This window comes from Phyllobacterium sp. MT110 (assembly GCF_058792715.1).
Genome location: NZ_JBXAFE010000005.1, coordinates 140,195 through 165,423, shown reverse-complemented (window position 1 = coordinate 165,423; position 25,229 = coordinate 140,195). Strand labels below are relative to the sequence as shown.

Below are 25,229 nucleotides of genomic sequence, written 5' to 3'. Positions count from 1 at the left end.
CCTTTGCATCGGGTTTGTTCTAAAGCTCGCCCATGGTTCAAGAATTCAGCATACGTTCCTCATACCTGTCGCGGCGGCTGCGGCTGACGACGCTGATCCGCCTGCGCTGGCTGGCCGTCGCGGGCCAGAGCATCGCGGTCCTCTTCGTGGCGCTCTACCTGAAGTTTCCCTTCCCCGTCAGCATCTGCTTTGCGCTGATCGCCTGCTCGGCGTGGCTGAATCTCCTCCTGTCGTTCCGCTACCCGATCAATCACCGGCTTGAACCGCGGGCGGCCATCACGGTTCTCGCCTTCGATATCCTGCAGGTGGCGGGCCTGCTCTACATGACCGGCGGGCTGCAAAATCCCTTTGCCGTGCTGATGATCGTCCCGGTCATCATCTCCGCAACCTCCCTGCCCGCCTCGTCAACCGTGACACTCGGCGTCCTCGTGACGGTCTGCGCGACGGCTCTCGCCTATTTCCATCTGCCCCTGCCCTGGTACCCCGACCAGACCTTGCAACTGCCGTTCGTGCTGATTGCAGGGGTGTGGTGTTCCGTTGTTTCGGCGCTGGTCTTCACCGCCGTCTATGCCTACCGCGTTGCCGAAGAAGCGCGGCTTCTGGCGGACGCGCTCACCGCGACTGAGCTGATCCTGCAGCGCGAGCAGCATCTTTCCGCACTCGACGGTCTCGCCGCGGCGGCGGCGCACGAACTGGGCACACCGCTTGCAACCATCGCGCTCGTTGCCAAGGAAATGCAGCGGGCATTGGCGCAGGACGATCGCTTTGCCGAGGATATCGAACTCCTGCGCTCGCAAACCGACCGGTGCCGGGAAATCCTCAAGCGCCTGACCAGCCTGTCCTCGGAAAGCGAGGAACACATGTCGCGGCTGAAGATTTCCTCGCTGATCGAGGAAGTCATCGAGCCCAACCGCAATTTCGGCATCAGCATCGAGGTGACGAAGCTGCGCGGCGAAGGCAACGAACCGGTCATCCGCCGCAATCCGGGAATCATTTACGGCCTCGGCAATCTGGTGGAGAACGCGGTGGATTTTGCCCGCGAAACCATTCAGGTCAGCTGGGGCTGGACCGACAAGACGGTGCAGATCGTCGTTGCCGATGACGGCAAAGGTTTCCCGGCTGATATTCTCGACCGAATCGGCGAGCCCTATACCACCGGCCGCGACCGCGAGACCAATGAACATGGCGGCGGCCTGGGGCTGGGGCTGTTCATCGCCAAAACATTGCTGGAGCGTTCCGGTGCGGCCATCACCTTCCGCAATCGCAATGATCCGGGGCAAGGCGCAGAAGTTGTCGTGACATGGCCGCGCAATCAACTTGATGAACAAAACGGATAACCTTTGACTTTTTGTTCATTGCGAACCATTAACGGAGTATATTTATAAGAAATGAGCAGGAAACCCTGATGGAACACACGGATCAGGACGATATTGCGGCCATAGGCGGCGATCGGACACTGTTGCTGGTCGACGACGACAAGCCCTTTTTGCAGCGCCTGGCGCGTGCCATGGAATCCCGTGGTTTCACCGTTGCAACGGCTGAATCGGTCGAAGCGGGACTTGCCAGCGTCAAGACGCACGCACCGGCCTATGCCGTGGTCGACATGCGGCTGGGCGACGGCAACGGCCTTGATATCATCGAGGCAATCCGGGCGCGCCGCGAAGACACCCGCGCCATTGTCCTGACCGGCTACGGCAACATTGCGACAGCGGTCAACGCCGTCAAGCTCGGTGCCATCGACTACCTGTCAAAGCCCGCCGATGCCGATGAGGTGTTTGCCGCGCTGACCCGCCGGTCCGGTGCCAAGGTTGCCCCGCCGGAAAACCCGATGTCGGCGGATCGCGTCCGCTGGGAACATATCCAGCGCGTTTACGAGATGTGCGACCGCAATGTTTCCGAAACGGCCCGCCGCCTCAACATGCACCGGCGCACCCTGCAACGCATCCTCGCAAAGCGCGCGCCGCGCTGACCTATTCCATATCCGTTTCGGGCAAGTGAATTCCGGACAATTCGGCCAGAGTCATCCGCGCCGCGCTCACCCGCGCAAAGCGCAGGGTCATCGCTTTCCGCGTCGCTCCGGACAATTTGTGCTCGGGCGCTTCGCGCAGGATTTCCGCGCCATAGCCGTCAGACAGGATGAATCCGCAGTCCTGCGGGAAGATATCGGCGGGAACACCGGGATGGGTGGCAAAGAACAGCCGGTCGCAGTGGGCCCGGTAATCCGGCCATTTCTTGTCGACCTTCCAGTCCTCGATCGATGATTTGATCTCGACGATCCAGATTTCACCGGTGCGCGACATGGCAACGAGGTCGGCACGCCGTCCCGAAGCCAGCGGCAGTTCCGGCATCACCGCCAGACCCAGCTCAAGAAACAGCCGCTGCACGCCACGGCGCACCAGCATGGCGTTCTCTGACTGACGACCATCGATGAGCGGGCTGGTCTGACCGGGAATCACAAGGGGCATGACGCAAGTATCGCTGAGATCGCTACAACCGCATACGGCAAAAATGCACCACTTGGTTGAGGATAAGTATGGTTAACAGAAAACTACGCTTTACGGTTAATCAAGCATTAACAATAATGGCAGTAATGAGGGAAGACAACTGAATCGCCTTAGATTCGGCCAATACTTGATGGGGTGACTATGCAACTCAAGACAATCGTCCTTGCAGTTGGACTGATGGGTGCAACTGCTCTGACCGGCTGTTCCACGATCGGCTTCAACTATTCCACTGCCTCCTACTCCTCCGTGACTGATGCCGGTTATGTGCTTCCAGCCATTCCCCGCGCCAAGATTCCGCCGCAGTTCCTGCGTCAGGAAGTTCGCTACGATGGCGGTGAAGCCGCGGGGACGATCGTTGTCGATACCAAGGCAAAGTTCCTCTACTTCGTCCTCGGCGACGGACGCGCCATGCGCTACGGCATCGGCGTGGGCAAGCAGGGCTTTGAATGGCAGGGTTCAGCGCGCATAGCCATGAAGCGTGAATGGCCAACCTGGACGCCGCCGAAGGAAATGATCAAGCGCAAGCCTGAACTGGCTGAATTCCGCGAGGGCATGGATCCGGGCCTGCAGAATCCGCTGGGTGCCCGTGCGCTTTACCTCTTCAACAAGGGCGGTGATACCGGCTATCGCCTGCACGGAACGCCGGAATGGTGGTCCATCGGCAAGGCGATGTCCTCGGGCTGCATCCGCCTGATGAATCAGGACATCATCGACCTCTTCAACCGCGCCGAGGTGGGTGCGAAGGTCGTCGTTCTCTAATTCTCCGGCTTATGAATTGCTTGAAAAGGCTGCCCCTTGGGTGGCCTTTTCACACGCTCCAGGGGTTGATGGTCTTGACCCCTGTTGATGCAAAATCCGCAATATTGCGGGTTACCACAACCATGCCATGGACCAGCGCCGTTGCAGCGATAAGTGCATCGCGCTCCGATTGAGGGTTCGGGACGTGCAGGTGCGCACAGCGTTGTGCGACAGCCGTGTCCACTGCAAGAACTCTTCCCTCGAACCGAGGCAACACCCAATTGTCCCGCCACAGGCGCAGGATCGCTCCCTGTTGCGCATCCCTCCGGACCACCAGCAGCAGACCCTGTTCAATCTCCAGTATCGTAATGGCCGATAGGAAAAAATGCGAAAAAGGTATGGTCGATGCCCAAGTCATGACGTTCGCATCGGCTCTGTCCTGTCGGCGCATTTCGGAAATGAAATTGGTATCCAGAATAAACATCAGGACAGATCGGCCGGACGAAACCGGACATTCAGACTGGGTATTTCGAAATCAAAATCCGAGGGCTCCTGTTGCGCCAGGACATCGGCAAGACTCTCCTGCCCCCCGGTGAGCTTCAGATATTCTTCCATGCTCAGGAGGACATGGGCGGGCCTGCCCCGATCCGTGATGAACACGGGGCCGTTGTTTGCCGCCTTCTTGACGTCGCTGGCATGCTGATTGAATTCTCTGCTCGAAACAGTTGTAATGCCCATCACACACCTCTTTGAATTGTAGGTATGTTACTACAAACTGGCGACGTAGACAAACCTAACCCGGCCGCCGCAATCCGATTTATTTGCCGAACTGATTTTTGCCGTGTTGACCTGATCGACAAGGGGCTCATAGATTGCTGCCGATGCGCATAACCGGGAAGGTCCACATGTTCAAAACCATTGCCACCACGCCATTCGATGACCAGAAGCCGGGAACGTCCGGTCTGCGCAAGAAGGTTCCCGAATTCCAGCAGCCGAACTACGTCGAGAATTTCATCCAGTCGGTCTTCGATTCCCTCGACGGTTTCAAGGGCAAGACCTTGGTAATCGGCGGCGACGGCCGCTATTACAATCGCGACGTCGTGCAGATTGCCGTGAAAATGGCCGCTGCCAACGGGTTTGGCCGCGTTCTCGTCGGCCAGGGCGGCATTCTTTCAACGCCGGCGGCGTCCAATGTCATCCGCAAGTACAAGGCGTTCGGCGGACTCATCCTGTCCGCCAGCCACAACCCCGGCGGGCCGGCCGAAGATTTCGGTATCAAGTACAATATCAGCAATGGCGGCCCTGCCCCGGAAAAAATCACCGAAGCAGTGTTTGCCCGCTCCAAGGTCATCGACCGCTATCTGATCGCGGATGCCGCCGATATCGACATCGACACCGTTGGCAAGCAGCAGCTTGCCGGCATGGATGTCGAGATCATCGATTCCGTCTCGGACTATGCCGAACTGATGGAAACGCTGTTCGACTTCGATGCGATCCGCGCATTGATCAAGTCCGGTTTCACCCTGCGGTTCGATTCCATGCATGCGGTGACCGGCCCCTACGGCAAGGAAATCCTTGAACACCGCCTCGGGGCACCGGATGGAACCTGCGTGAACTTCGTACCGCTGGAGGATTTCGGCGGGCATCACCCCGATCCCAATCTCGTCTATGCCAAGGATCTCTATGACCTGCTGATGTCGCCGGACGGTCCGGATTTCGGCGCGGCATCCGATGGCGACGGCGACCGCAACCTGATCATCGGCAAGGGCATTTACGTCACGCCGTCCGACTCGCTGGCGATGCTGGCCGCCAATGCCCATCTCGCGCCGGGCTACAAGGCCGGGCTGAAGGGCATTGCCCGCTCCATGCCGACCAGCGGCGCGGCCGACCGCGTCGCCGAAAAGCTGAAGATCGGCATGTATGAAACACCGACGGGCTGGAAATTCTTCGGCAACCTGCTCGATGCCGGCATGGCAACGATCTGCGGCGAGGAAAGCTCCGGCACCGGCTCCAACCATGTCCGCGAAAAGGATGGTCTCTGGGCTGTGCTGCTGTGGTTGAACATCCTGGCCGTGCGCAAGGAGAGCGTCCAGCAGATCGCGCGGGAACATTGGGCCGCCTATGGACGCAACTACTACACCCGTCACGATTACGAGGAAGTGGATTCAGGCGCGGCCAACGGCCTGATCGACGCCCTGCGGGCCAAGCTGCCGACGCTTGCGGGCAAGACTGTGCAGGGACTGACGATCACCAAAGCCGATGACTTCGCCTATCATGACCCCGTCGACAAATCGGTAAGCGAACATCAGGGCATCCGCATTCTCTTCGAGGGCGGATCGCGCATTGTCCTGCGCCTTTCCGGGACAGGCACGTCGGGCGCAACGCTGCGGCTCTATATCGAACGCTACGAAGCCGATGCCGCGCGCCACGATCTTGAAACGCAAAGCGCGCTTGCCGACCTCATCCGCGCCGCCGATGACCTGACTGAAATCAAGACACGCACCGGCCGCGACAAGCCGAGCGTGATTACATAATAAGTGCTTCAGTTAAAACAGAAAGCCCGCCAGAAAGGCGGGCTTTTTCTTTGTCCGGTTGCAGGGAAAATCTCCTGCTATTCGAAAACAATCGCCGGAGCCGCCCTTCCGGGATTGGCTTTCGCCGCCTGCAGCTGGTCCCAGACCTTGGCCGCAATCTCGCGATAGACCTTCGCCTGCGGTCCCTCCGGATTGCTGATGACGACGGGCGTTCCAGCATCGGACATTTCGCGGATTTCCATCACCAGCGGCACCTCGCCGAGGAAGGGAACGCCGAGCCGTTCGGCTTCATTGCGCGCGCCGCCATGGCCGAAAATGTCATAGCGGTTGCCGGTGTCGGGCGCGATGAAATAGCTCATGTTCTCGACAATGCCGAGCAGGGGCACATCGACCTTCTTGAACATGTTGAGCCCCTTGCGCGCATCGATCAGCGCCAGATCCTGCGGTGTCGAGACGATGACGGCCCCGGCAAGCGGCACCTGCTGCGCCATGGTCAATTGCGCATCGCCGGTGCCGGGCGGCATATCGACCACGAGTACATCGAGATCACCCCACTGCACTTCGCGCAGCATCTGCGTCAGGGCCGACATCACCATCGGGCCACGCCAGATCATCGGTGTCTCTTCATCGACGAGAAAGCCGATCGACATGACTTTCAGGCCATAGCCTTCCATGGGCTTGAGCACACGGCCGGAGACGACTTCCGGGCGGCCGGAGAGATGCAGCAGGCGCGGCATGGACGGGCCATAGATATCCGCATCGAGAATGCCGACACGATGGCCGTTGGCCTGCAGCCCAAGCGCCAGATTGACTGCCGTGGTCGACTTGCCGACGCCGCCCTTGCCCGAGGCGACGGCAATGATCGCGCCAACGCCGGGAACGCCCGATTTGACGGGCGCGGCCGCATGGCCGTGCCCGGACTGCGGCTGGGCCGGAACGCGCGGCGGCGGGACTGCACCGGCGGGTGCCGGACGCTGCGCGGGACGTTGCGGTGCTGCCGGTGCGGGACGCGGCACCGCGTCGTCACTGGTCGGACCGCCGCGCTTTTCGGCGGTCAGGGCGACGATGGCACCAGCCACACCAGGCATATTCTTGACGACCCGTTCGGCAGCGGCGCGCAACGGATCAAGCTCCTGCGCCCGCTCGGCCGGTACGGTTATGGAGAAGAACACCTTGTTGTCAGCAATGAAAATATCCGAGACAAGGCCCAGATCGACAATGTTGCTGTTGAAATCAGGCCCGGTCACCGTCTTCAGCTGATCGAGAACCTGTTCCTTGGTCACGCCTGCCATTGTATACTATTCCTTTTATTCCCTGCTGCTTCACATAGTGCAGTTGAACAGAAACGCCAATGGGGCAAAGCGCAACTTCCGCGGCAAACCGCCCCGCTGAGCGAGGCGGTCTGCAGAGCAATCCGCGCAAGCAGATCAGACTTTCCATACGCCTGGCACCTGCCGGGTCGCGATGTTGAGACGGTTCCAGACATTGACGTTGGCGATGGCCAGCACCAGATTGCCGAGCCGCTTTTCATCGAAATGTCTGGCGGCTTCATTCCAGACGTCATCCGGCACCGGATCGGCCCGATCCGCAACACGGGTCACCGCTTCGGTCAGGGCCAGGGCGGCGCGCTCCGCCTCGGAGAAGTACGGCGTATCGCGCCACACGGACACGGCGAAGAGCCGTTCATCGGTTTCACCCGCCTTGCGGGCAAGGCGCGGATGCATGTCGACGCAGACACTGCAGCCGTTGATCTGGCTGGCGCGCAGATGCACGAGTTCAAGCAGGCCTTTCGGGAACTCGCTGTCACCGGTGGACGCAGCCAGTGCCTGCAGGGCTTTCATTGCTTCAGGGTTGATCATTGCCGGGTTGCTCATACGTGCTTGCATCATTTTTTCCTCTCGTTTGACTGACGCCCGAGACCAGATATCCGGGCTTTTGCTCTTGACGGTTTCCCGGACCCGATTTCTTGTCACATCGGCCGGATTTCGTTCGTCATTGCTTTGACGGAACAGGGCGAGGAAACGTGACAGATGAACGAGAAAAAATTTCTGACCGAGCAATTCGAGGCCAATCGCACCCATCTGCGGCGGGTAGCCTACCGGATGCTCGGCTCGATGACCGAAGCCGATGACGCCGTACAGGAGGCCTGGCTGCGCTTCAGCCGGGCGCATACGGACGACGTCGGCAACTTGGCTGGTTGGCTGACAACTGTCGTCTCACGCGTATGCCTCGATATGCTGCGCTCGCGCACATCACGGCGCGAGGACCAACTGACTCCGCAAACACCAGAGCCCGTGGCAGGCCGCGAGTCAGGCGGCGATCCCGAACATGACATTGTAATGGCAGATTCGGTGGGGGCGGCTCTGCTCGTGGTGCTCGAACGGCTGGCCCCGGCGGAGCGGCTGGCTTTCGTGTTGCACGACATGTTCGGCATATCGTTCGACGAGATTGCGCCGATTGTCGATCGCACGCCGGAAGCGGCAAGGCAGTTGGCCAGCCGGGCGCGTCGCCGGGTGCAGGGAACGGATACCATTCCGGCCCGCAGTCTTGCCCGCCAGCGCGAGATCGTGAATGCCTTTCTGGCGGCTTCCCGCGGTGGCGATTTCAACGCGCTTCTGGCCGTGCTCGATCCGGATGTGGTGTTCCGTGCGGACAAAGCGGCGGTGCAATTGGGCGCAATGTCGGAAATTCGCGGTGCGGAAGCCGTGGCCAATACGTTCAAAGGACGCGCACAGGGTGCAGTGCCGGCGCTTGTCGATGGCGTGCTTGGTCTCGTGGTCAAGGTTCGAGGCAGATTGCACGTGGTCCTGAACCTGACGATTGCAGGGGACAGGATCACTGCCATTGAAGCTGTTGCCGAGTCTTCGCGCCTCAACGCGCTTGACCTGGTGGTGCTCAGGAAAGGCAAGGGCCGAAAAGAATGAGACCAGATGCCGGTCTCATTCTGTTTTGGAGGAAAATCTTCAGGAGCCGATGAGAAGCCGCAGCTTCTTCAAAGCCACGTCGGTGGTTTCCTTGTAGTCAATGGTGCTCTTCAGGCGGGCATCCCGGTCGAGCAGCATCACCGATGCCGTGTGGTCCATGGTGTAGTCGCCATTTTCCGTCGGCACCTTGCGGGCATAGATCTTCCAGCCCTTGATGACCTTCTCCACTTCCTTGGGATCGCCGGTGATGCCGGTGATCCGATCGGTGAAGGCGGCCGTGTAGCCCTTCATCACCTCGGGCGTATCCCGCTCGGGATCGACCGAGATGAAGAAAACACGCAAATCCTTGCCTTCATCGCCCAATGCCTTGAGCCAGCCCGCCATCTCGAACAGCGTTGTCGGGCAAACCTCGGGACAATGGGTGAAACCGAAGAACAGCACCGTCGGATGTCCCTGGAATGCCGCTTCGGTGATCGGCGTGCCATTCTGGTCGATCAGCGAAAACGGCACACCAAGCTTCACGGGCTCTATTTCATTGCCCTTGCGGGCGCTGTAGTAGGTGAAGGCGAGGAAGATCATCAGAACGGCGATGATCGACCACAGTGCAATGCGGACGCGGCGAACGTTCATCACTGGCCATGCTCCATGGAGGTTGCCCCGGCAGCTTCCACGTGCAGTTTGAGCTCAACCTTGCCGGCCTTCTCGAATTCGAGGGTTACCGGGACGTCTTCGCCCTTCTTCAAGGGCTGCTTGATCTCCAGCAGCATCAGGTGCATGCCGCCGGGCTCGAGTTCGACGGTTCCGCCCGCGGGAATTTGCACACCGTCCGCAAGCTTGCGCATCTTCATCACTTCGCCGTCCATCTTCATTTCATGAACTTCGACGCGCGCGGCAACAGGGCTGGAGCCGCCCAGCAGGCGGTCCGCTTCCTTGGCCTCGTTGGTGATCGAGATATAGCCGCCGCCAACCTTGGCGCCCGGCAATGTGGCGCGGGTGAAGGCGCCGGCGAATACGAGATTGCCGACTTTGACCGCGTCCGAGGCTTCGTGCTTTTGCGTTTTGGCAGCACCTTCCTTGGCCATGGCCGAATGATCATGGGCCAGCACAGGCGAGGCAACCGAGGTGGCCAGCAATGCAAACATTGCAAATTTGAGAGTGGATTTCATGGACGTTCTCCAGTTCCGTTGTTTATGAGAATACGCGTTTGAGCGGGGAAGGAACACGCTGGATCAACTGATCGAGAACCAGCATGGCGAGAATGGCAAAACCTGTGAGCGGGAAGAGCACGCCGAAGCCGAGGATGACCAGCGTCAACGCGGCAAAGACGCTTTTTTGCGATGGCATGGGCGGCACCCCCAGACGCCCCGAGGGACGACGCTTCCACCACATGACCACGGCGGAGACAGCGGCGAGAATGATGGCAAAGCACGTGACCAACATGACGATCTGGTTCACGAGGCCCCAATACTGCCCCATATGGACGCCGATGCCGAACTCGATGGCCTTGGCACCCGCGCCATAATCGGCGAACTTCAGATCGACCAATGGTTTGCCGCTGTACTGATCGAAATGGATCGTCCGCTGCATGGCGATATCGTCCGGGAAAATCGCCGCGGTATAGACCCCTTCCGGTCCCGACGGCAGCGATACCTCGAAGCCCGGCGTAATGCCTTCTGCCCTGGCGGACGCCACGATCCGGTCAAGGCCGACGCTTTTCATCGCCCCATCGGCTGTCGATGCCGGAACCGGGGCGTTTTCGATGGTCCAGCCCGCCTCGGTCAGCACATCCTTTGTCGGAATTTTCGACACCGGAACGTCGTTCCACAGCTGCGTGGGGTATCCGAGGCCCTTATCCGCCAGGGTGGCATTGAGCTTGTCGCCCCAATAGGCCGACCACGGCATGCCCGTAATGGCGAGGAAGAAGATCAAAGCCCCGGCAACAGCACCGGTCACCGCATGCAGATCCCGCCAGAAGATGCGCTTGTCGGGCGTGCCGCGAACCGTGACGACGCCGCCTTTCTGCTTGCGCGGCCACCACAGATAAAAGCCGGTGACGACAAGAATCAGTGCGAGGCCGCCAACCGCCTCGACAACCCGGTCAAGCGCCAGTCCGAAATAGACGAGGCTGTGAATCTTGCGCACGACCCAATTGAATTCCTGCTTCTCGGCAACCTTGCCGAGCACCGAACCGGTATAGGGATCGACGAAAACAAGGACCTTCCCGGCATCCGTACCGAGGATAACCCGGGCGGACTGGGTCGGCGTGGAGGGGTCGCGATAGCGCAGGATGGTTGCGCCGGGGACCGCAGCCTCTGCGTTCCTGATCAGCAGCGACGGCGCAAGCACTTCGCTGCGCGGCGTGACGACATTGCGGTAGGCAAACACCGTATTGTCGATTTCATCCTTGAAGAGATAGAGCCCGCCGGTGACGGCGAGATTGAGCATGAAGGGGATGACCAGAAGGCCGGCGAAAAAATGCCAGCGCCAGATGGCGCGGTAGAGGGATTGACTGATGTCCTTGGGCTTCTGCGAAGCCATGCTTGAGACGCTCATGCGTGTTCCAATCGTCTGACAGCAACAATGATTGGCCTGTGAAAGACCAATGGGCGCGCCCAAAACGGCGCAACCTTTCCGATCGATGGCGGACCAGCGTTCGAAAAGTTTGTGTCAGACGAGAGGGGGAGCCTGGGGCGGTGCCGCCGGAGGATAGAGGCTGCGGGCAATCAGCACCGCTTCGCGTTTGATGGCGAGCGATACCGCCGGTTCGACGCGCTGACCGCCGGCGTGAGGCGGAACAGGGAGAATGAACGACGCGGAAATGCGGCAGGCTTCGCAGCCCGTGCCGTGCCATGCGCTCTTGTGCGGGTCCTGGTCACCGCTGCCGGGAAGGCAGAGCACGGGAACAGTGCCGTCGGGCAGCGTATAGGCGGCAAGATCAATCTGATTATTGGATGCCGCAATGACCGGCTGATGGGCAAAGGCGACGAAGACAAGCGCCAGCGCGCACAGCATGCGCACCGCCAGTTGCCAATCGTATCCGTATTTGCGCATCACATCCCCGTTTTGCGGTTCCTGCCAACCAGATAACGCAGCTTGCGCGGGAAATCTATGCGGCAAAGCGACAAATGCCGGATCGCCTAGGCAGAAAGCCGGTCGATCTCCACCAGCCATGCGCTCGAGGGCACATCTTTGAACGTCACCGTTTCGGCTTGGGCGAGTTGCAGAACATCATTTGCGCCGAGCGTTTCGCCGCTCGTGAGTTCTGCCTCGCCGCGCAGAAACAGAAATGCATGGCCGCCCTTGCCCGCAACGATCGCGTCGCCACACCTTCTGACCTGAGCTGTAAATTTTCCGCGCCGGACCATGACATTGAGGTCCGTAACCTCGCGCAGCACCACCGCGCTTGTCGGGGTATCACCGGGAAAGGCAATCGCCGGAGACAATGGACCGAGCGTTTCAGGCGGCCGGCCATCCACACTCAATATCATCTCGCCTTCCAGCACGGCCAGCACGCGGTCGACGCCCGGAAAGGCCGAGAACGGGCCGGATTCCGGAACGTTTGCCATGCTGATACGCCAGTCAAAGCTGTCGACCGATGCGCCTTCGGGAAAAACGGCAATCTCGGTGGTGACACCCTTGCCGTTTTTCCAAGGCATCTGCCGGTGCCCGGCCGAACGCAGGATGCGCATCAGCCGAGAATACCCGGCAGGTTGAGGCTCTTTTCCCGGGCGCAATCGATGGCGATCTCGTAGCCCGCATCCGCATGGCGCATGACGCCGGTGGCCGGATCGTTCCACAGAACCCGTTCGATGCGGCGCTTGGCATCATCCGTGCCGTCGGCGCAGATCACCATGCCCGCATGCTGCGAGAAGCCCATACCGACACCACCGCCATGATGCAGCGACACCCATGTGGCGCCTGATGCCGTGTTGAGCAGGGCATTGAGCAGCGGCCAGTCGGAAACCGCATCCGAACCGTCCTTCATTGCTTCGGTCTCGCGGTTCGGCGAGGCGACGGAACCGGAATCGAGGTGATCGCGCCCGATGACGATGGGGGCTTTGAGTTCGCCGTTGCGCACCATCTCATTGAAGGCAAGACCCAGGCGATGCCGATCACCCAGGCCGACCCAGCAGATGCGGGCGGGAAGGCCCTGGAAGGCGATACGGTCGCGCGCCATGTCGAGCCAGTTGTGCAGATGGGTATTGCCGGGGGTGAGTTCCTTCACCTTGGCGTCCGTCTTGTAGATATCCTCCGGATCGCCCGACAGCGCCGCCCAGCGGAACGGACCGATACCGCGGCAGAACAGCGGACGGATATAGGCGGGAACGAAGCCGGGAAAAGCGAAGGCATTTTCCAGTCCTTCGTCCTTGGCGACCTGACGGATATTGTTGCCATAGTCGAGCGTCGGTACGCCGGCGTTCCAGAAGGCAATCATCGCCTCCACATGCTCGCGCATGGAGGCACGGGCAGCCTTCTCGACCGCCTTGGGGTCGCTTTCGCGCTTGGCCTTCCATTCGGCGATTGACCAGCCCTTGGGCAGGTAGCCATTGATCGGATCATGCGCCGAGGTCTGGTCGGTAACAATGTCGGGGCGCACGCCGCGGCGCACCAGTTCCGGCAGGATTTCCGCGGCATTGCCGAGGAGGCCGACGGACTTGGCTTCGCCGGCCTTGGTCCAGCGGTCGATCATAGCAAGCGCCTCATCCAGCGTTTCGGCCTTGGCATCGACATAACGGGTGCGCAGGCGGAAATCGATCGAATCCGGATTGCACTCGATGGCGAGACAGCAGGCACCGGCCATGACAGCCGCCAGCGGCTGTGCGCCGCCCATGCCGCCAAGGCCACCGGTGAGGATCCACTTGCCCTTGAGATTGCCGCCGTAATGCTGGCGGCCCGCCTCGACGAAGGTCTCGTAGGTGCCCTGCACGATGCCCTGCGTGCCGATGTAGATCCACGAACCGGCGGTCATCTGGCCGTACATGGCCAGGCCCTTCTTATCCAGTTCGTTGAAATGATCCCATGTCGCCCAATGGGGAACGAGGTTGGAATTGGCGATGAGGACGCGCGGCGCATCCGCATGGGTGCGGAACACGCCGACCGGCTTGCCGGACTGCACCAGCAGGGTCTCGTCCTCGTTCAAGGTCTTCAGGGTCGCAACGATCTTGTCGAAATCGTCCCATGTGCGCGTGGCGCGGCCGATGCCGCCATAGACTACCAGTTCATTGGGGTTTTCGGCCACATCCGGATCAAGATTGTTCATCAGCATGCGCAGGGGCGCTTCTGTCATCCAGGATTTGGTATTGAGTTCCGGTCCGCGGGGGCTGCGGATTTCACGGATATTGTGACGTGGATTGTTCATTTTAAGCTCCCGAGCTTGAAGGCGGTTTGTTCGAGATTTTCGAGAATGTCCTTGAGATGCTTGCGCAGGCGCTCGGCCTTCGTCTCGTCATAGGCAAAGGGCGGCGCTTCGGTCTGCAGATGGGTGGACTGCGCCAGCTCCATCTGGATGGCATGCACACCCTTTTCCGGCTTGCCGTAGTGGCGCGTGGTCCAGCCACCCTTGAAGCGTCCGTTCATCACGCCGTCGTAACCCGGTGCGGCAAAGGCAAACCGGCCGGTGGCTGCCGCCACCTCTGGAGCACAGCTCGCGCCCTGATTGGTGCCGATGTTGAAATCCGGCAGCTTGCCCTGAAACAGAAACGGGATGTGCGAGCGGATGGAGTGGCAATCATAGAGAATGGCGAGGCCGTGAATGTCCTGCACGCGCTTGATCTCCGCCGCCAGGGCGGCGTGATAGGGCTTGTGGAAATGCTCAAGCCGTTTTTGCGTATCGGCGGCGGCGGGTTTTTCGCCGTCACGCCAGATCGCCCTGCCGTCGAAATCCGTTTCCGGGATGAGGCCGGTGGTGTTCTGTCCGGGATAGAGGCTGACGCCTTCCGGATCGCGGTTGGCGTCGATCACATAACGGTGGAAGGTGGCGCGCACGGTCGTCGCTTCCGGCAGAAGCCCGTCATAAAGCGTATGGATATGCCAGTCCGTATCGGCCAGCAGCTGGCCGTTCTCGTTGAGCCGTGCCCAGATATCGGCGGGAACCTCGGTGCCGGTGTGCGGCAGGCCAAGAATGACCGGAGACGCCCCCTGCTTGACGTCAACAACACTCATAGGCCGGTATCCAGTGCTGGCAGGATGTCGGGGGAGATTGCTGAATTGAGCGCCCCGGAACCGACGAGATCGGACACGGCCTTCAGGTCCGGCGCCATGTAGCGGTCCTCGTCCAGCGTCGGCACGACGGAACGGATCGCGGCATGGGCGCGGGTAAGTTCCGGGCTGGTCTGCAGTGGGCTGCGCAGGTCGATGCCCTGCGCGGCGGTGAGTGCCTCAATGCCGATGATGGAGAACAGATTGTCCGTCATCTGCAACAGGCGGCGCGCACCATGGCAGGCCATGGACACATGGTCTTCCTGATTGGCCGAGGTCGGCGTGGAATCAACCGAGGCCGGATGCGACATCTGCTTGTTTTCCGACATCAGCGCCGCTGAGGTGACCTCGGCGATCATCAGGCCGGAATTCAAACCCGGTTTGCGGGCAAGGAAAGCAGGCAGGCCGTAGCTCAATGCCGGATCGACCAGCAGCGCAATACGGCGCTGGGCGATCGATCCGATTTCGCAGATGGCAATGGCGATCTGATCGGCGGCGAAAGCAACGGGTTCCGCATGGAAGTTGCCGCCCGATACCACCGAGCCGTCGCTAAGAACCAGCGGATTGTCGGTGACCGCATTGGCTTCGATTTCCAGCGTACGCGCCGCCATGCGCAAGAGATCGAGGCAGGCGCCGTCGACCTGCGGCTGGCAGCGGATGCAATAGGGATCCTGAACGCGCTCGTCACCTTCGATATGGCTTTCGCGGATCGGCGAATTTTCGAGCAGGCGGCGCAGCGCGGCACCCGTATCGATCTGGCCGCGATGGCCGCGCAGGGTGTGAATATCGGGGTGGAACGGCGCTGAGGAACCCATCGCCGCATCGGTGGACAGGGCCCCCGTGATCAGGGCCGACTGGGCAGAGCGATGCGCCCGGAACAGGCCCGCGAGCGCCAGCGCCGTTGAAACCTGCGTGCCGTTGATGAGCGCAAGCCCTTCCTTGGCGGCGAGCACGACCGGCGTGAGGCCGGCCTTGGCAAGGCCTTCGCTGGCGTGCATCCGCGTCCCGCCAAAGGTCACGTCACCCTCGCCGATCATCGCCGCGGCCATATGCGCCAGCGGCGCCAGATCGCCGGAAGCGCCCACGGAACCTTTCTCGGGAATGACAGGAATGACGCCCTTGGCCAGCATCGCTTCGATAAGGCTGATCAGTTCCGGGCGTACGCCCGAAGCGCCGCGGCCGAGCGAGATCAGCTTCAGGGCCATGATCAGGCGGACAATGTTTTCCGGCAGCGCGTTGCCGACACCGCAGCAATGCGACAGGATCAGATTGCGCTGGAGCGTCCCCACATCGGCGGCGTCGATGCGGATCGAAGCAAGCTTGCCGAACCCGGTGTTGATGCCATAGACCGGCGCGCTGCCGGCTGCGATTTCGGCGATGCGCGCAGCTGCGGCTGCAATCCCCTTGTGAAACGATGCATCGAGCCGGACAGGCGTGCCCTGCCAATAGATTTTTTCCAGTTCAGCCAGAGGAACGGAACCGGGGTGGAGGACGACAGTCATGGTCAAGCCTTCAAGATAAGCTGGTGGAGGGGATTGAAGCCGATGCGGTAGCAGAGTTCTGCGGGCTGCGCGGCGTTCCAGATGGCGATTTCGGCGCGTTTGCCGGGAGCGATGGTGCCAAGATCGTTTTGCAATCCCAGCGCATGCGCTGCCTCGCGCGTTGCACCCGCCAGCGCTTCCTCGGCGGTCAGGCGGAACAGGGTGCAGGCCATGTTCATGGTCAGGAGCAGCGATGTCAGCGGCGATGTACCGGGGTTACAGTCCGTGGCGATGGCGATGCGGGCACCGGCGGCGCGCAGGGCTTTGACCGGCGGCGCCTGTTCTTCCCGCAATGCATAGAAGGCACCGGGCAGAAGCACCGCAACAGTACCGGCCGCAGCCATCGCATTGGCACCGTCTTCGTCGAGATATTCAAGATGATCGGCAGACAGTGCGCCATAGGATGCGGCAAGCATGGCACCGCCGAGATTGGACAGCTGTTCCGCATGCAGCTTGACCGGAATGCCAAGAGCTTTCGCCCGGTCAAACACACGCGTGATCTGGGCCGGCGAGAAGGCAATACCTTCGCAAAAGCCGTCGACCGCATCGACCAGACCTTCCGCATGGGCGGCGTCGAGACCCGGCAGCACAACTTCGCTGATGTAATCATCCGCGCGGCCGCGATATTCCGGCGGCACCGCATGGGCAGCGAGATAGCTGGTGCGGATGCGCACGGGACGCAACGTGCCGAGGCGGCGCGCCACCCGCAGCATTTTCAGCTCCGCCTCGATGTTGAGGCCGTAGCCGGACTTGATTTCAACGGTGGAAGTGCCCTCCGCCAGCAGGGTGTCAAGCCGCGGCAGGCTTTGCGCGACGAGTTCATCTTCCGACAGACCATTGGTCGATTTCACCGAGGAAACAATGCCGCCGCCAGCCCGGGCGATTTCCTCATAGCTGGCGCCCTCAAGGCGCATTTCAAACTCGCGGGCGCGGTTGCCGCCGAAAACCAGATGAGTGTGGCAGTCGATCAGTGCCGGCGTCGCCAGGCGGCCACCGAAATCCTGCACCTCGACAGCTTTCCAGTCATCCGGAACAGCGGTGCCAACCCAGGAAATACGATCCCCTTCAATGCCGATCGCACCCGCGTCGATCAGACCATAGGACGCACCGGTATTCTCCAGCGTCGCGATCCTCAATCCGGACAGAATTTTCCTCATCGACCTTGATACCATCCCCATTAGTGCTTGCTCATGACGTTATTATGTATATACATATTATGTCAATCCGGGGATGAGAGAAGAAATGAGCGAAGCCAAAAAATCTGTTTTTGCGAGCACGGCCCTCACGGAAAAAGGCTGGGAACGCGACGTCCTCGTGCAGATCGGCGCGAGCGGGCAGATCGTGTCGGTGGACGCAAACAGCACTGCGCCCGTTGACAGTCATCGTACCGCTGTTCTCCTCCCGGCGCAGGCCAATCTGCACAGCCACACATTCCAGCGGGCCATGGCCGGCCTTTCCGAAGCGCGCAGCCCGGCAGGCCGCGACAGTTTCTGGACGTGGCGCGAGATCATGTACCGCTTTCTCGATATTCTCGATCCCGACGATATCGAAGCCATTGCGGCCTTCGCATTCGTCGAAATGCTCGAATCCGGCTATTCCAGCGTGGCCGAATTTCACTACGTCCATCACCAGCCGGGCGGCCCCCCCTATGCCAGCCTCGGCGAATTATCGGAGCGCATCGCCGCTGCCGCCAGCGCGAGCGGTATCGGCCTGACGCTGCTGCCGGTTGCCTATGCGCAGGGCGGCGTCGACGGGCGCGCGCTTGCAGGCGGGCAATTGCGTTTCGGTAACGACCTCGAGCGCTTTTCCAAACTGGCGGAGGCCGCGGAAAAGGCCGCGCGGCAAACAGGTCCCGATGCGGGTTTCGGCGTCGCACCGCATTCGATCCGCGCCGTCAGCGAACGCGACCTTCTGGAGCTGGAGCGCCGGTTTGCCGCCATGCCCTTCCACATCCACATCGCCGAACAGCTGCCGGAACTGGCAGAAGTCCAGGCAGTCTATGGCCAGCGCTCCATGAGCTGGCTGCTGGACCATCTGCCCGTCAATGAGCGCTGGTGCCTCATTCATTCGACGCACATGACACCGGAAGAAACGTTGCGTGTTGCTGCCAGCGGCGCGGTGGTCGGCCTCTGCCCGCTGACCGAGGCAAGTCTCGGCGATGGCATTTTTGATGGCGTGCGCTATCTGGGTGCTGGCGGGCGGTTCGGTACGGGATCGGATTCCAACATCCGCATTTCACCATCGGAGGAACTGCGGCAGCTCGAATACAGCCAGCGTTTGCGCGATGTCTCACGGGTCACGCTTTCCGTCGATGGCAAATCCAACGGCCGTACGCTCTATGACACCGCGCTTGCGGGCGGAATGCAGGCCTTGGGCCGCAATGGCGGCCGTCTTGCCGTTGGACAATGGGCCGACATGGTTGCACTCGATGCCGATAATCCCGCGATCCTCGGCCTCCGGGGTGACCGGTTGCTTGACGGCTGGATTTTTGCAGGCGACAGACACGCGGTGACCGATGTGTGGTCGGCGGGCCGTCATGTGGTGCATGAGGGACGTCACCACGCGCGGGAACAAATCTTTGCAACCTACAAGACGCGGCTTGCGTCGGTTCTGGAGCGGGTGTGACGGCAACAGCGCGAAAATCCTTCCATGCCATCAAAGCGGAAATGGCCCGGCGCATCGCCGAGCGGGTCTGGGCACCCGGCGCACTGATCCCCGGAGAGGAAGTGCTGTCCATTGAATTCGGCTGCGCACGCGCCACGGTCAACCGCGCCCTGCAGGAACTGGCGCGGGGCGGCGTCCTCGTGCGCAAGCGCAAGGCCGGAACCCGGGTAGCCCTGCACCCGATGCGGGAAGCGCGCTTTGTCATTCCCATCGTCCGGCAGGAAATCGAGACAAAGGGCGGCGCCTACCAGTTCAGGCTGCTTTCCAACCAGGTGGAGAAAGCACCGGGAGATGTTGCCCGCCGCATGGGCCTCGCCAAGGCCAAAGACATGCTGCACGTGCGCTGCCTGCACCTCTCCGACGGCAAGCCGTATCAATATGAGGATCGCTGGATCAATCTTGATGCGGTGCCTTCCATCCGCGGCGAGACATTCGAGACCATCAGCCCGAACGAATGGCTGGTGACCCACTCACCGTTCTCGCAGGCCGAGATCGTCTTTCACGCCGGCGTGGCGAGCGCGCAGGAGGCTGATATTCTCGGTGTCAGCGAAAAGGACGCCGTGTTCATTGTGGAACGCGTCACCTTCGTGCCGCAGAAGCCGATCACATTCGTGCGGATGATCCACCCCGCCTCGCACCGCATGGTCACGCAGCTCTAGAAGACATTCGGCTGGATGACGCAAGGAATGGACTGTCGCGCGCCGTCGGGGTGCGATGATTTGTCAGCTTGCCAGAACAATTGTCTACTAAAAAACTCATAATTTCCTAGAATCATTCTAAGTTATTGATATTTTTCATGCTTTTCGAAAATTATCATTTGACTTTGGAATAAGTCATTGCCTTTATGCACAAGCACACGAGTGCATACCTTTGATGTCTGGGCCTTGAACCCGTTCGATTGGAGGACCCTATGATAGGTCTTTTTCTGCCACGCCTGCGCGTGGTTTTCATGCTGCATGCGCAGCTTCCACGTCCCGCACCCGGCCTGAACCGGCTGACGCAGCCCGTTGCCCGCCCATGCCGCAACAATGAACAGGATGGGAGTGGGCATGTATCCACGCGCATCTGAAGCAGGGCAAGGGACAGGCTGCTACTTCGACCGGGCTCCGGAAAAACTCGTGCTGGAAGGCTATCGCCGGTGGACTGCCGGTTTTGAAACCGGTTCGGTGATCGCCTGGGAAATGGCGTTTGGCCTGTACAGCGAAATTCTAGGCAGCCGTGAAGGCAACCGCGCCCTGTCGGAACTCTCGTTCTTCATCCGCACGTTGCGCCACTGCGCCCTGTGCCCGCTGAAGACGTTTCCATTCGGCTCGCATCACGTGTGCAAGGAAGAATGCCTGACTTTGGGGCTGATCGCCGGACTTCAAAATTGCGACATGCTTGCGGCACGAACCTGCCTCAATGCCATGGCATGCCCCTCCCGCCAGGAAGAGGTTGAGAATGCAGCCATCGGTTTTGCCGAAACCTTGGCCGAGCTGGATCAGGTGCTTTTGCCGATCCCTAAATTTGCCATCGACGACATCATTTCCCGCCCGCTGCGGGCAAAATACCACTAGGACGAAGGGGAAAACCAATGATCATCAACGCACGCATGGAACGACGCCTTTCAATCGCCGCCACCGCATTGCTGACACTGGCGATCTTTGTCACGCCACTCACAGTGCGCGCCTCGATCGAAGCCAGGACAGTGACCAGCACATACACCGAAGTCGCAGAGATCACGCCGGTTGACCTGCTGATACGCAAATAAGGGCCTCCAGCCCAGTACCGGCCGCGGGCCGGTACCACTTCCTTGCCGCAGGGAAAGAATCCTGCTGCGGTCAAATTCCACCACCGATCCGGAATAGACTACCATTTCTGTAGACTATGGTATTCAGGTAGAATTTTCTAATTTATCGATATAAAAGGAATTCTTTCCAACGCCCGCTCTGCGGGACGCTCTGCTACGCTTTAGGTCACACTACACGGAGGCAGGCATGAAACATTCCCGTATATCCCTATCGCTTGCGGCTGCTTTATTCGCCGCAACAGTTTCCTTTCAATCGCTGTCTGCCGCCCATGCGGATACGACGCTGCTGAACGTCTCGTATGACCCGACCCGCGAACTCTACAAGGATTACAACGCGGCTTTTGCGGCGAAATGGAAGGCGGATACCGGGGAAACGCTGACCATCCAGACATCGCATGGCGGGTCCGGCGCGCAGGCCCGTTCGGTGATCGACGGGCTCGATGCCGATGTGGTGACGCTGGCGCTTGAAAGCGACATCTCCGCCATCGCCAAGGCAACCAAAAAGATCAATCCCGACTGGCGTACCAAATATCCGCACAATTCTGCACCATATACGTCAACCATCGTCTTCCTGGTGCGCAAGGGCAATCCGAAGGGCATCAAGGACTGGGGCGATCTCATCAAGGATGGGATCGAAGTCATCACGCCGAACCCCAAGACATCGGGCGGGGCACGCTGGAATTATCTTGCGGCCTGGGCCTGGGCCAATGGCCAATACGGTGGCGACGAAGCCAAGATCAAGGACTATATCGGCAATCTGTTCCAGCATGTCCCGGTGCTTGACTCGGGCGCACGCGGATCGACCACGACCTTTGCCCAGCGTGAACTTGGCGACGTGCTGCTTGCCTGGGAAAACGAAGCCTATCTTGCCTCCAATGAATTCGGCGCCGACAAATTCGACATTGTCGTGCCGCCGCAATCCATCCTTGCCGAGCCGCCCGTTGCCGTTGTCGACGGCAATGTCGATGCCAAGGGCACGCGCAAGGTGGCTGAAGCCTATCTCCAGTATCTCTACTCGGCAGAAGGCCAGACCATTGCAGCGAAGCACTTTTACCGCCCTTCCGAGCCCAAGCTGGTATCGGCGGATCTCCTGAAAAAACTGCCGGAGTTGAAACTGGTGACAATCGATGATCCAATCTTCGGCGGGTGGGCAAAAGCACAGCCCTATCACTTCGGAGATGGCGGAACGTTTGACCAGATTTACAAGCCGAAAAAGTAACAGCATGATCTCCAACCTTGCCAAGGCAGGTTGGCGGTTTAAGAGGCCGAGTGTTATTCCAGGGTTCGGAATGACGCTCGGCTTCACTCTTGCCTACCTGACCCTCATCGTCCTCATCCCGCTGGCTGGACTGGTCTGGCGCTCCGCCTCGCTGGGCTGGGGCGGCATGTGGCACGTCGCGACCGACGCGCGCACGCTGAACGCCTTGAAAATCAGCTTCGGCACATCGCTGATCGCCGCTCTGATCAATGTGGTGTTCGGCGTTATCGTGGCTTGGGTTCTGGTGCGCTACCGCTTTCCCGGCCGCCGGATCATCGATGCCATCGTCGATCTGCCCTTCGCCCTGCCCACCGCCGTTGCCGGCATCGCGCTGACAGCCCTCTATTCAAAGAACGGCTGGATCGGCCGCTGGCTCGATCCGCTGGGCATCAAGGTCGCCTTCACGCCTGTTGGTATCACCATCGCGCTGATCTTCATTGGATTGCCCTTTGTCGTGCGCACGGTGCAGCCGGTCATGGAAGAAATCCGCAAGGAGGTGGAGGAAGCGGCGGCCACCCTCGGCGCGACCCGCTTCCAGACCATCTCGCGCGTTCTGCTGCCCGGCCTTACTCCGGCAATCCTCACTGGCTTTGCCCTCGCCTTCGCCCGCGCGGTCGGCGAATATGGTTCGGTGATCTTCATTGCCGGGAACCTTCCCTATATCTCGGAAATCGCACCGCTGCTGATCGTCATCCGCCTCGAAGAGTTCGATTATACCGGCGCAACGGCCATCGCCGCCATCATGCTTCTGATTTCGTTCACGATGCTCTTCGTCATCAATCTGATCCAGGCCTGGAGCCGCAGGAGGTATGGCTATGCGACATGAGTTGCCGCAACCGCCGGAAGCCGCATCCAATGTCTGGCATCCGGCAACCACCGAGAGCCGCACGGCGCGCTTCATCCTCGTCGGCGTGGCGCTGGTCTTTCTCGGGCTGTTCCTGCTTCTGCCCCTGATCGCGGTTTTCTTCGAGGCCTTCCGCAAGGGCCCCGCCGCCTATTTCGCAGCCTTCGCCGACCATGATGCGCTCGCCGCGATCCGCCTGACCCTTCTGGTTGCGGCCATTGCCGTTCCGCTCAATCTCGTCTTCGGGGTGGTGGCGGCCTGGACCATTGCCAAGTTCGAGTTCAAGGGAAAGGCGTTCCTGACGACGCTGATCGACCTGCCGTTCTCGGTTTCCCCTGTGATATCGGGTCTCGTCTACGTGCTTTTGTTCAGCACGCACAGTGCACTCGGCCCCTGGCTCAAATCGCAGGGAATCGAGATCCTGTTCGCCGTTCCCGGTATCGTGCTCGCAACGGTGTTCGTGACATTTCCCTTCGTGGCGCGCGAACTCATCCCGTTGATGCAGGAGCAGGGCACGACCGACGAGGAAGCGGCGCTTTCCCTCGGGGCAAACGGCTGGCAGACCTTCTGGCATGTCACCCTCCCCAACATCAAATGGGGCTTGCTCTACGGCGTGCTTTTGTGCAACGCCCGGGCCATGGGGGAGTTTGGCGCGGTATCCGTCGTTTCAGGTCATATTCGCGGCCTGACCAACACGATGCCGCTGCAGGTCGAAATTCTCTATAATGAATTCAATACGGTCGCTGCTTTTGCGGTGGCTTCGCTTCTGGCGCTTCTGGCGCTGGTGACGCTCGTTCTCAAGACCCTGCTGGAGTTGAGATACGGTGCGGAACTGGCAGCCAATGGCGGACACTGAGAGGAACAAACATGGACGTTCGCGTAAGTGGTGTACGCAAGGAATTCGATCGCTTCCCGGCGTTGCACGACGTATCGCTCGATATCAATTCGGGTGAACTGATTGCACTGCTCGGCCCCTCCGGTTCCGGCAAGACGACGCTTCTGCGCCTGATCGCGGGGCTGGAAACCCCGACCGAAGGCAAGGTGTTTTTCGGCGACGAGGATGCATCGCTCAAATCCGTACAGGAGCGCAATGTCGGCTTCGTGTTCCAGCACTACGCCCTGTTCCGCCATATGACCGTGATCGACAATGTCGGCTTCGGGCTCAAGGTTCGCCCCTCCGCCAGCCGGCCGAGCAATGAGGAAATCCGCCGCCGTTCGTCCGAGCTGCTCGATTTCGTCCAGCTCGGCGGCCTGGAAAAGCGCTATCCGGCCCAGCTTTCCGGCGGCCAGCGCCAGCGCGTTGCCCTTGCCCGCGCCATGGCCATCGAACCGCGTGTGTTGCTGCTCGACGAACCGTTCGGCGCACTGGATGCGAAAGTGCGCAAGGAACTGCGCCGCTGGCTGCGGGAAATTCACGACAAGACCATGCACACGACGGTTTTCGTGACGCATGACCAGGACGAAGCCCTGGAGCTCGCCGACCGCGTGGTGGTGATGAGCCAGGGCAAGATCGAGCAGATCGGAACGCCGGATCAGGTTTATGACACGCCCAACTCGCCGTTTGTCTATGGCTTCATCGGCGAATCAAGTTCGCTGACCGTGCGCATCGACAATGGCGAGGTATGGCTTGCGGACCGCACACTCGGCCTGAAAAGCGATGCGCCCGACGGCAACGCGACGCTTTATTTCCGTCCGCACGATGTCGAGCTGATCGACGGCTGCGGCGGCTGCATTGCCGGAACCGTCATTGCCAGCCGCCGTGTCGGTGCGACAAGGCGCGTGGAACTCGAAATCGGCGGCGCGGCGGAACGCGTCGAGATTGAAATTCCGGCCGATCATCCGGCCCGGGAAAAGAGCCGCATCGCCTTTCGGCCGAAGCATTGGCGGGTCTTTCCGCAGGCCTGACCCTTTCGGCCTTTGCCCCCGAAGCTGGAGTTCCATGAGCTCCGGCTTTTTGCTGCCCGGCCGTCATGGGCTTGTTCATCAAAACAGAAACAGTCTGTTCACAAAGCCCATCGCCGTTCGCAAACGGCTGCAAAGGAGTTTGCGCGCTGTGCCCCTGTGCAGCCCGCTACGAATTGCTTAAGATAAACAAATGGCAATCTGACTCATTTTCATCAAAACTGATCGGCAAGGATGAAAGTGATGGTAGCTTAGTTGATCGTACCCGATTAGATCGTAAACTTCTCCATGGGTCCGTCGACCCGTTATTATCGTCTGTGTTGCAGCCCTGAA

28 protein-coding genes are annotated in these 25,229 nt (G+C 60.4%); 14 read left to right on the top strand and 14 right to left on the bottom strand.

The features are described from left to right. Positions 1-32: 32 nt before the first annotated feature. Both AC1Q5O_RS20535 and AC1Q5O_RS20530 read left to right on the top strand, forming a co-directional pair. Entirely contained in the window at positions 33-1,337 is a 1,305-nt protein-coding gene (locus tag AC1Q5O_RS20535; RefSeq protein WP_492565525.1) for an ActS/PrrB/RegB family redox-sensitive histidine kinase, read from the top strand. Between the two features lie 68 nt (positions 1,338-1,405). Then, positions 1,406-1,969, top strand: a complete 564-nt coding sequence (locus AC1Q5O_RS20530; protein WP_105737977.1) for an ActR/PrrA/RegA family redox response regulator transcription factor — start codon at positions 1,406-1,408, stop codon at positions 1,967-1,969. 1 nt (position 1,970) lies between these two features. On the opposite strand, the gene AC1Q5O_RS20525 is transcribed toward AC1Q5O_RS20530, so the two are convergent. Continuing rightward, positions 1,971-2,465, bottom strand: a complete 495-nt coding sequence (locus AC1Q5O_RS20525) for an MmcB family DNA repair protein (RefSeq protein ID WP_223612220.1) — start codon at positions 2,463-2,465, stop codon at positions 1,971-1,973. A 180-nt stretch (positions 2,466-2,645) separates the two neighbouring features. Between AC1Q5O_RS20525 and AC1Q5O_RS20520 the strand changes: the two genes are divergently transcribed. After that, entirely contained in the window at positions 2,646-3,263 is a 618-nt protein-coding gene (locus tag AC1Q5O_RS20520) for a L,D-transpeptidase (protein ID WP_223612221.1), read from the top strand. 49 nt (positions 3,264-3,312) lie between these two features. On the opposite strand, the gene AC1Q5O_RS20515 is transcribed toward AC1Q5O_RS20520, so the two are convergent. Together AC1Q5O_RS20515 and AC1Q5O_RS20510 are read right to left on the bottom strand one after the other, a co-directional pair. Continuing rightward, positions 3,313-3,726: a type II toxin-antitoxin system VapC family toxin gene (locus tag AC1Q5O_RS20515; RefSeq protein ID WP_492565523.1), complete on the bottom strand. Its 414-nt coding sequence runs from the start codon at positions 3,724-3,726 to the stop codon at positions 3,313-3,315. Next, a complete protein-coding gene (locus AC1Q5O_RS20510) occupies positions 3,726-3,980 on the bottom strand; it encodes a type II toxin-antitoxin system Phd/YefM family antitoxin (RefSeq protein WP_223612223.1) in 255 nt (84 codons plus the stop codon). Before AC1Q5O_RS20510 ends, AC1Q5O_RS20515 begins: the two co-directional genes overlap by 1 nt. 167 nt (positions 3,981-4,147) lie before the next feature. Between AC1Q5O_RS20510 and AC1Q5O_RS20505 the strand changes: the two genes are divergently transcribed. After that, positions 4,148-5,776: an alpha-D-glucose phosphate-specific phosphoglucomutase gene (locus AC1Q5O_RS20505; protein ID WP_492565520.1), complete on the top strand. Its 1,629-nt coding sequence runs from the start codon at positions 4,148-4,150 to the stop codon at positions 5,774-5,776. A gap of 77 nt (positions 5,777-5,853) precedes the next feature. On the opposite strand, the gene AC1Q5O_RS20500 is transcribed toward AC1Q5O_RS20505, so the two are convergent. Then, the gene (locus AC1Q5O_RS20500) at positions 5,854-7,068 is read right to left on the bottom strand and encodes an Mrp/NBP35 family ATP-binding protein (protein ID WP_492565518.1); all 1,215 of its coding nucleotides are present in this window, start codon (positions 7,066-7,068) and stop codon (positions 5,854-5,856) included. A gap of 135 nt (positions 7,069-7,203) precedes the next feature. Then, complete coding sequence (locus AC1Q5O_RS20495) at positions 7,204-7,662, bottom strand: carboxymuconolactone decarboxylase family protein (RefSeq protein ID WP_223612419.1); 459 nt, start codon at positions 7,660-7,662, stop codon at positions 7,204-7,206. A 144-nt stretch (positions 7,663-7,806) separates the two neighbouring features. Between AC1Q5O_RS20495 and AC1Q5O_RS20490 the strand changes: the two genes are divergently transcribed. Further along, positions 7,807-8,700, top strand: a complete 894-nt coding sequence (locus AC1Q5O_RS20490) for a sigma-70 family RNA polymerase sigma factor (RefSeq protein WP_492565515.1) — start codon at positions 7,807-7,809, stop codon at positions 8,698-8,700. 39 nt (positions 8,701-8,739) lie between these two features. Here AC1Q5O_RS20490 and AC1Q5O_RS20485 read toward each other — a convergent pair whose 3' ends face one another. From AC1Q5O_RS20485 to hutI, 9 genes are all read right to left on the bottom strand, one after another. Next, positions 8,740-9,330 carry an SCO family protein gene (locus AC1Q5O_RS20485; RefSeq protein ID WP_492565513.1) on the bottom strand — a complete coding sequence of 197 codons (591 nt, stop codon included), beginning with the start codon at positions 9,328-9,330 and terminating at the stop codon, positions 8,740-8,742. Beyond that, on the bottom strand, positions 9,330-9,866 hold the full coding sequence (locus tag AC1Q5O_RS20480) for a copper chaperone PCu(A)C (protein WP_492565510.1): 537 nt from the start codon (positions 9,864-9,866) through the stop codon (positions 9,330-9,332). The genes AC1Q5O_RS20485 and AC1Q5O_RS20480 overlap by 1 nt, the downstream gene beginning before the upstream one ends. 22 nt (positions 9,867-9,888) lie before the next feature. Next, on the bottom strand, positions 9,889-11,253 hold the full coding sequence (locus AC1Q5O_RS20475; RefSeq protein WP_492565508.1) for a PepSY-associated TM helix domain-containing protein: 1,365 nt from the start codon (positions 11,251-11,253) through the stop codon (positions 9,889-9,891). Between the two features lie 114 nt (positions 11,254-11,367). Next, entirely contained in the window at positions 11,368-11,751 is a 384-nt protein-coding gene (locus tag AC1Q5O_RS20470; RefSeq protein WP_492565506.1) for a hypothetical protein, read from the bottom strand. 86 nt (positions 11,752-11,837) lie between these two features. After that, complete coding sequence (locus tag AC1Q5O_RS20465; protein ID WP_492565504.1) at positions 11,838-12,389, bottom strand: HutD/Ves family protein; 552 nt, start codon at positions 12,387-12,389, stop codon at positions 11,838-11,840. Further along, positions 12,389-14,059, bottom strand: a complete 1,671-nt coding sequence (hutU, locus tag AC1Q5O_RS20460) for a urocanate hydratase (protein ID WP_492565503.1) — start codon at positions 14,057-14,059, stop codon at positions 12,389-12,391. Before hutU ends, AC1Q5O_RS20465 begins: the two co-directional genes overlap by 1 nt. Next, positions 14,056-14,862: an N-formylglutamate deformylase gene (hutG, locus tag AC1Q5O_RS20455; protein WP_464662332.1), complete on the bottom strand. Its 807-nt coding sequence runs from the start codon at positions 14,860-14,862 to the stop codon at positions 14,056-14,058. The genes hutU and hutG overlap by 4 nt, the downstream gene beginning before the upstream one ends. Further along, positions 14,859-16,400 carry a histidine ammonia-lyase gene (hutH, locus tag AC1Q5O_RS20450; protein ID WP_492565500.1) on the bottom strand — a complete coding sequence of 514 codons (1,542 nt, stop codon included), beginning with the start codon at positions 16,398-16,400 and terminating at the stop codon, positions 14,859-14,861. Before hutH ends, hutG begins: the two co-directional genes overlap by 4 nt. A gap of 2 nt (positions 16,401-16,402) precedes the next feature. Further along, complete coding sequence (hutI, locus tag AC1Q5O_RS20445) at positions 16,403-17,596, bottom strand: imidazolonepropionase (RefSeq protein ID WP_492565498.1); 1,194 nt, start codon at positions 17,594-17,596, stop codon at positions 16,403-16,405. Between the two features lie 85 nt (positions 17,597-17,681). On the opposite strand from hutI, the gene AC1Q5O_RS20440 reads away from it, so the two are divergent. The 9 genes from AC1Q5O_RS20440 (at position 17,682) to AC1Q5O_RS20400 (ending at position 24,899) form a co-directional block, all read left to right on the top strand. Beyond that, positions 17,682-19,064 (top strand): formimidoylglutamate deiminase, encoded by a 1,383-nt coding sequence (locus AC1Q5O_RS20440; RefSeq protein ID WP_492565496.1) that lies wholly within the window; start codon positions 17,682-17,684, stop codon positions 19,062-19,064. Next, complete coding sequence (gene hutC / locus AC1Q5O_RS20435) at positions 19,061-19,762, top strand: histidine utilization transcriptional repressor HutC (protein WP_223612238.1); 702 nt, start codon at positions 19,061-19,063, stop codon at positions 19,760-19,762. The genes AC1Q5O_RS20440 and hutC overlap by 4 nt, the downstream gene beginning before the upstream one ends. A 251-nt stretch (positions 19,763-20,013) precedes the next feature. After that, positions 20,014-20,172, top strand: a complete 159-nt coding sequence (locus AC1Q5O_RS20430; protein ID WP_223612239.1) for a hypothetical protein — start codon at positions 20,014-20,016, stop codon at positions 20,170-20,172. Beyond that, the gene (locus tag AC1Q5O_RS20425) at positions 20,153-20,659 is read left to right on the top strand and encodes a hypothetical protein (protein ID WP_464662325.1); all 507 of its coding nucleotides are present in this window, start codon (positions 20,153-20,155) and stop codon (positions 20,657-20,659) included. The genes AC1Q5O_RS20430 and AC1Q5O_RS20425 overlap by 20 nt, the downstream gene beginning before the upstream one ends. A gap of 17 nt (positions 20,660-20,676) precedes the next feature. Beyond that, positions 20,677-20,853 carry a hypothetical protein gene (locus AC1Q5O_RS20420; protein WP_346307838.1) on the top strand — a complete coding sequence of 59 codons (177 nt, stop codon included), beginning with the start codon at positions 20,677-20,679 and terminating at the stop codon, positions 20,851-20,853. A gap of 226 nt (positions 20,854-21,079) precedes the next feature. Next, positions 21,080-22,111 (top strand): sulfate ABC transporter substrate-binding protein, encoded by a 1,032-nt coding sequence (locus AC1Q5O_RS20415; RefSeq protein ID WP_492565492.1) that lies wholly within the window; start codon positions 21,080-21,082, stop codon positions 22,109-22,111. Between the two features lie 4 nt (positions 22,112-22,115). Continuing rightward, positions 22,116-22,976, top strand: a complete 861-nt coding sequence (cysT, locus tag AC1Q5O_RS20410; protein WP_403169255.1) for a sulfate ABC transporter permease subunit CysT — start codon at positions 22,116-22,118, stop codon at positions 22,974-22,976. After that, positions 22,966-23,850: a sulfate ABC transporter permease subunit CysW gene (cysW, locus tag AC1Q5O_RS20405; protein WP_223612244.1), complete on the top strand. Its 885-nt coding sequence runs from the start codon at positions 22,966-22,968 to the stop codon at positions 23,848-23,850. Before cysT ends, cysW begins: the two co-directional genes overlap by 11 nt. 11 nt (positions 23,851-23,861) lie before the next feature. Beyond that, the gene (locus AC1Q5O_RS20400; protein WP_223612245.1) at positions 23,862-24,899 is read left to right on the top strand and encodes a sulfate/molybdate ABC transporter ATP-binding protein; all 1,038 of its coding nucleotides are present in this window, start codon (positions 23,862-23,864) and stop codon (positions 24,897-24,899) included. The last annotated feature ends 330 nt before the right edge of the window (positions 24,900-25,229 follow it).